A 6,271-nucleotide genomic window follows, 5' to 3' on the forward strand; every position below is an offset into this window, starting at 1 on the left:
GCACGCGATCTTGCGAACAAGGCGGACAGCATCGCCGAGAAGAATCTGCCTGCGACGCACGCAGCGGCGATCGATGCGCGCGTGCTTCTTGCGCGACAGGCGCTCGAACGCGAGGACTACGCGCACTCGGAATCGATCCTGCGCGACGCACTGGCGCGCGTGCACGCCGCTGGCGACACCGATCGTGCATCGATCGACATCATGGAGCAGCTCGCCGTGATCGAGACAAAGCGCGACCACCGCGAACAGGCACTCGTGCTCGAGCGCGACGGGCTCGCCGAACGCATCCGCCGTGATGGCCCGGATGCCAAAAGCGTTGCAGAGGGTTACGCCAACGTCGGCGCGGGCCTCACCAACCTCGGTCGTTTCAACGAGGCCGCGGACGCCTTCGAGCGGTCGGCGGAAATCGACCGTATCAATCGTCCACCCGCAAGCTACGACGTGCTGTCGAGCCTGTCGAACTGGGGCGCCGCGCTGCAGGCCGCCGGGCACATCACCGCTGCGCTGATCAAGTTCCGAGAGGCGGAACACGGCTTTGCCCAGCTGGGGGGCAAGCCGCGCCGGATGCGCGCCGTCAATCTGCAGAAACTCTGCGTCACCGAAGTGTCGTTTGCGGCGCCCGCGACCGCCGCGAAGACGTGCGCGCAATTTCTGCAAATCACGCGCGAGCTCGCTGGCGAATCCAGCACGTTGATGAGTCTCGCGGTACGAACCGAAGCATCGCGACTGATCGAAGCCGGCGACCTTGACGGGGCTGCGTTGCGGCTCGATGAATCGTGGCAGCGGCTGCCTGACCGGCCCGAGAACCAGGAGAGTCGCGCGGTGATCCGCTACGTGCGCGCGTCGCTCGCATGGCTACGCGGCGATGCTGCAGCGACGCGCGAGGACGCGCGCTGGGCGATCGACCACATCAGCGGCCTCGCAATCCTGTGGGGCGCGAGGTTGAGCGCGCGAACGATGTTGCTGCTCGCCTGCGCTGATGGTCCGCATGCGTATTGCAGCGTGACGCCACGCAAGGATCTGGAGGAGACAATCGCAAGCGTTGCCAATGCGGACGATCCACGCCTGCTCTACGCACGCACGGCGCTGGCACGACAGGACATCGATCGCGCGCCCGCGCTGGCCGCGCGCGCGATCGGGCAAGCCATCGACCACGCGCGCGTGGAACTTGCCGACGACCATCCGTGGATCCAGGCAGCACGTTTCTGGCGCGCGCTGGCGCTCGATCATGCCGGCGCCTGCAAGGCCGCCGGCGATGCGCTCCCCGCAGTCGATACGGCGAAGTTCGTGAATCCATGGCTGCGCGAAGCCGCCGATGCGTACGCGCGCGGCAGGCGCTGCTGAGCATCGCTCGAACTCGTCAGGTCGATGTCGGGAACACGACAATTGCGTGGCCGAACGGAACGATCGCTGTGCTCCGGCTCCAGTACGTCGTATCCGTGAATCCGTCGAAGTCGGTGGCAGTCTGGCCCCCGCACTCGCGCAATTTCGTGGATCAGGGAAATCCACTGCCGCATGGAGCCTCCGATGCCCCGCTTCGCGATCGCCTTTACACGGATTCTCCTCGCCTGCGCGTGCCTGCCCGCGTACGCCGCGCCCGGAATGACCTACGTCGTCACGCGCTTCGACGACCCGGTACCGAACGGATGCAGGCTGGACGACTGTTCACTGAGAGAAGCGGTGAGCGATGCAGGCCGCATGCCCACCCAGGATGCAGTCCTGCTTGCTGCGGGCACGTACATTCTCAAAAGCACGCTCGTCGTCCACAATTCGGTGTCGATCTTCGGCGTCGGTGCCGCAGCGACGCGCATCACGACCACCGCATCGCTCAATCCCGCGGTGCAAATCGACGAGTCGTTCCCCATGTGGTTCGCGCTTCATGACCTCTCTCTCAATGCGAGTGGCGGCTACGAGCTGCGCGGGCTCGCCGACTCGTGCATCACGCTCGAAGGCGTCGACCTGCCGAATGCGGCCAGCAAGGTGTGGATCGCGGATGCGCAGGGTTGCAGCACGACCATCGCCCACTCGCGTGTTGCCGGCTCCATGCTGATCGCGGGAGCCATTGAGACGTCCATTTCCGACAGCACCTTCAGCAAGCTCACGGTGCTGCAGGCCAACCCTGGCAACTCGACGATGTACACCGCGAAGATCGAACGCGTGACGGTCGACGGTTCTGCATACACTGGTTCGGGAGTGCGCATTGCGTCGGTCGGCGACGTCACCCTGGCCGATGTCACGGTGCGCAACACGCGCTACGGATTGTGGTTCGAAGAAGAGACGCCGTCGCTCCTCATCGACGGTCTCCATTACATCGCCAACAGCGAGCCGTTGGAGATCACGAAGAGCGCACTCGCACTGATCCGCGATAGCGAATTCGTGCAGAATGTCGCGCTCGACGGCGCCGCCCAGCCGGGCGCGTTATGGGTGCGCGGAGACAACGCCATTGTTCAGGTCATCCGCTCGACCTTCGACCGCAATCGCGGCACGTCGAACACCGGTGGTGCGGCGCTGGTCGAGAATGGCAGCGCGCTGGTGTTCAACCAGAGCACGTTCGCGAACAACACGTTCAGTGCAGGCATCGCAGCGAGCGGACCTCGCGGTGGTGCGGTCGGCTATCGGGGCAGCGCCGGGCAGACGATCCTGCGGCTGATCGGCGTGACCCTGGTCGGACCAACGGTGTATGCAACAGGCATCGACGGCACGGCGGTTGGCGGGTATGGCACGCAGTCGCAGGCACAAGTGCGAATCTTCAACAGCATCGTGCACGGTTCGTGTGCGACCGGCATCGACCTCGATCATGTGGAAGGCAGCATCAGCACAGGCAGCAACAGTTGCCATTTCACGTCCGCGACAAACCAGATCGGTGCGACGACCATGCAGTTGGCACTGGGCGCCTTGGGTGACCACGGTGGTCCGACGCCGACGTTTCTGCCAACGCCGAGCAGTGTCGCAGTCGACAAGGGCACCGACTACGGGTGCCTGACGGTGACGTCCGATCAACGTGGATACGCGCGGCGCATTGGAAGAGCATGCGATGTCGGAGCGGTGGAAACGGGATCCGCAGCACCGTAAGCGTGCGGCGGCGCGAGTGGAAGATGACAACGCGGAGCGAGGGTCTGACTCAACGCGAGCACGTGGCAATGGCGACCGTCGGCATGACGTGCGGTGGACCGGGCTTGGCGAATTCCGTGGACCGGATTCCGTTTTTCCGGACGGGTTCGATGGGTCAGATGCAGCCCGCTGTTTGATCGGTCGGTTTCCGACGCAGGCGCATGATCCGGATCGCCGCGATCTTGCGCGTTCCAATCCACGGCTGCCCGCGACCACCCCGTCGCGGATGCAACGACCATGAAACGCAATTCCGGACGCAGGTTCTGCCCCATGCTGAATCCCCGTGTGCTTGCGCTTGCACTCGCCCTGCCCGCAAACGCAGTTTACGTGGCATGGCGCATAGAGGTGACGAGCGCCGTCGAGCGGGTGCTCGATCGAATCTTTGCCGACAATTTCGACGGCACTGCGGTGCCCGACTGAGAGGCTCGCGATCACGAGGAACGACGCTGTTTCCGCACCCCGCCTTGTTCGGGGATTGCGCAAAAGAAAACGATGCTCCCCACCCCTCGATTCGGTGCGGAGGTTTCCGTTGGTGCGCGTCGAAAGGTCGATCCGGCTGCGCCAGCGGCGGCTTGTGGCCCGGGGTGTGGCGTTGGCACCCGAAGGCCGCGCTGAAGAGCGATTCCCGCTTTCGCGGGAATGACGTCACGTGGGAAGTGATGGCATGGGCGGACGAGCGCGACGTTCGCGTTCGCACAGCGGCGAGCGTGTTGCCCTTGCTCAAGCAACGTGTCGCCCTCGCCGTCGTGCATCCCGAAAGGCACGCACGCTTTCGGTGATCCGACGCGCGTGCGCCCGTCTTCCCGAAGCCTGCTGCGGCCGGTCAGGGCACGTTGCGAACGCGCAGTGTTCCGACCTGCTGTTTTCCGACCAAGGAAGCGCCGGCGTCCCGCCGGAACGTCAGTGCGCCGACGAGCGCGACACCACCGGTATCCGACCGTACGGCTCCGAAGAATTCCGAGTCCCGTTGTCGCGCCGAGCCGACCGGATAGGGAAACGTCTGCAAGGTCATCGGCGTCAGGTCGAAGCTGAAGCTCGCGACTTCGCCATCGGTCGCCGTGCTCTGGCCTCGAAGGTAGGTTACTCGACGGCCACCGACGACCAGCCGATCCTGGTCGATCACCAGCGCGCTCGCCAGATCCGCCGTCGACGTTCCGATGAGGCAGCTCAGGCTGGTTGTGCCGCCTCCCGCGATCAGCCCGCGCACGGCACCGCCGTCATGGTTGAACTTGATCATGCCGATGCCATCGCGACATGTGCGCGCACTGCGGGTCGCGACGAACACCTCGTCGCGGTAGGGCGACGCGACGGTTCCCGCGCCGGTCTTGCGAACCGCGATGCCGACAGGCCAGTCGTCCCCGTTGCCGCCGTCGGCGAGATTCCAGTGCACGTTGTTCGGGTCCCAGGCCGGGTCCCCGTTGCCGTGCGCGTCGAAGCGCGACACGACGACATCGACGTCATCACCGGTGTACGACCGGTACGCATAGGACACATACAGGCGCGGCGGCGCCGCGGTCGTGTCCTGGCTGATCGCCAGACCTTTAGCCTGGCATTGCCACACCGGATTCCAGCAGGCAGACGTGGCCAGCCTCACGTCGTCTACGAGCGTGAGCGCGCCGTTGCCTGCGAGCCCGAATCGTCGATAGTACGGGCGCTGTTCGCGCGTTTGCGTGCCAAGGACCGCAATGTAGGTCGAAGTGACGTCGTGGTAGAGCGCAAGCGCCGCACCATGAACGCCTTCGGCATTGCCGTCGCCGTTGTTGAGCGGGTAGGAAGAGAGCAACCGTCCTCCACCGTCCAGCACGGTGATCTGTCCAATCGACGCCTCGGGAAGATCTCCGATGATCTGGGAGGTCCACAGCACCACGATCTTGTCGTCAATCACCTTGATGTCGTCCACCGAGGCAATCGAACTGTTTGGCAGAAACAGATACTGGTTGTTGTAGCGGGTGGCTGACCCCGACGGGTTGCTCCACGGCACGCGGACACCGGCGCGGTTGTAGCGCATCAGGCCGATGGCCTGATGCTGATCGGCGTAAGGCTGCTGCATTTCATCGACGATCGCGGCAACGATCAGGTCGCCGTTGGCGGCTTGCGCGACACGCTGTCCGCTGTAGGTGTGCCCGGGAAGACTGCTGTTCGACGCGAATGCATCGGCGTAATGCTGTCCGCCGTTGAATCCGGAATCCGGCGAATAGCCGGCAGCAGGCGCCGTCATGGACGCCACGCAGCCGATGAAGGTCAACAGGCAAAAGAAACCGCAAGCCCGCGGATCGGTCAGTGGTGCGAATCGTTTGGCGGAGCCGTGGTTCATCGCGAAATCTCCCTAAGTCCATGCGGGATACGCAATTGCCGCCGACGACCGGACATTGCGCAAGCGATCCACTGCAGTGCTAGTCGGGAATCTGTCGCACGACCTCCACTCCGCTGTAGAAAATGAGATCCGAGCTCGGCCGAAACACGCTGGTGAAGAAATCCAGGTGGCCGCCGTTGGCATCGTCGTGCACGGTGCCGGCGACGGTGAACGGTGACGAAGGATCCGGGCCGCCGAAGACGGTGTAGGCGATGCCGCTGCCATAGGTCGTGCTGTCGAGCCTTCTGATCGGACGGCGGCTCCAGTCGAGAATGTTGCCGTTGACCGCATCGACCACGCCCAGCAGCGGATCGGTCTGGTCGGAGACACCCTGCACGAGGCTGCGGACGGAACCCACGATGCCGAGGCGTCCACCCGTCGCGGACATCGCCGTCGGCGACACCGATTGCGTATAGGAGACGTTGCAGGTGGCCGGATCCGTGCCGCCGAACTCGACCTTGCCGCCGATGCCGAACGCGGTATTGAGCGTACCCGTGGTGCCGTTGAGCCGCGCGACGCCGACGCCGGTGGTGCACGATTTTGCGACTTGCGCTGCGATATATACATCGTCGCGATAGACGTAGAGCCCGCCCGCATAGTCGTCGTGGCTACCGCCTGCATGCGCAAAATCGATGCTGGCGGACCCATTGCCGTCGAACTCGGTCTTGTAGGCGCCGGTCACGCCGGAGATCTTCTGCACGAGAACGTCCGAATCGCCCTGCGAGGTGACGCTGCCGGCGACGTAGAAATCGTCCTGCACCGGAAAGCCGATCTGGTTCGTCGCATAGGCGACGGTGTACGGCACGT

Annotated in this window: 5 protein-coding genes; 3 read left to right on the plus strand and 2 right to left on the minus strand. The window is 64.5% G+C overall.

All coding sequences use genetic code 11. The features are described 5' to 3' along the window. The 3 genes from ABIV12_RS16840 to ABIV12_RS16850 all read left to right on the plus strand — a co-directional run. On the plus strand, positions 1-1,344 hold a 1,344-nt coding region (locus ABIV12_RS16840), incomplete at its 5' end, for a tetratricopeptide repeat protein (protein ID WP_348061482.1). 183 nt (positions 1,345-1,527) lie between these two features. Continuing rightward, positions 1,528-3,072: a choice-of-anchor Q domain-containing protein gene (locus ABIV12_RS16845; RefSeq protein WP_348061484.1), complete on the plus strand. Its 1,545-nt coding sequence runs from the start codon at positions 1,528-1,530 to the stop codon at positions 3,070-3,072. Positions 3,073-3,381: 309 nt separating this feature from the next. After that, the gene (locus ABIV12_RS16850) at positions 3,382-3,531 is read left to right on the plus strand and encodes a hypothetical protein (protein ID WP_348061486.1); all 150 of its coding nucleotides are present in this window, start codon (positions 3,382-3,384) and stop codon (positions 3,529-3,531) included. Positions 3,532-3,934: 403 nt separating this feature from the next. Here ABIV12_RS16850 and ABIV12_RS16855 read toward each other — a convergent pair whose 3' ends face one another. Together ABIV12_RS16855 and ABIV12_RS16860 are read right to left on the minus strand one after the other, a co-directional pair. Next, positions 3,935-5,425 (minus strand): hypothetical protein, encoded by a 1,491-nt coding sequence (locus tag ABIV12_RS16855; RefSeq protein ID WP_348061488.1) that lies wholly within the window; start codon positions 5,423-5,425, stop codon positions 3,935-3,937. A 79-nt stretch (positions 5,426-5,504) separates the two neighbouring features. After that, the coding region (locus ABIV12_RS16860) for a hypothetical protein (RefSeq protein WP_348061490.1) at positions 5,505-6,271 on the minus strand (767 nt) is incomplete at its 5' end.

The sequence above is a fragment of the Dokdonella sp. genome, assembly GCF_039926425.1.
Lineage (GTDB): Bacteria > Pseudomonadota > Gammaproteobacteria > Xanthomonadales > Rhodanobacteraceae > Dokdonella_A.

Excerpts from the sequence above, each read along its gene's own strand:
- ABIV12_RS16845 (WP_348061484.1), top strand. The coding sequence starts at position 1,528 with ATGCCCCGCTTCGCGATCGCCTTTACACGGATTCTCCTCGCCTGCGCG.
- ABIV12_RS16850 (WP_348061486.1), top strand. The coding sequence starts at position 3,382 with ATGCTGAATCCCCGTGTGCTTGCGCTTGCACTCGCCCTGCCCGCAAAC.
- ABIV12_RS16855 (WP_348061488.1), bottom strand. The coding sequence starts at position 5,425 with ATGAACCACGGCTCCGCCAAACGATTCGCACCACTGACCGATCCGCGG.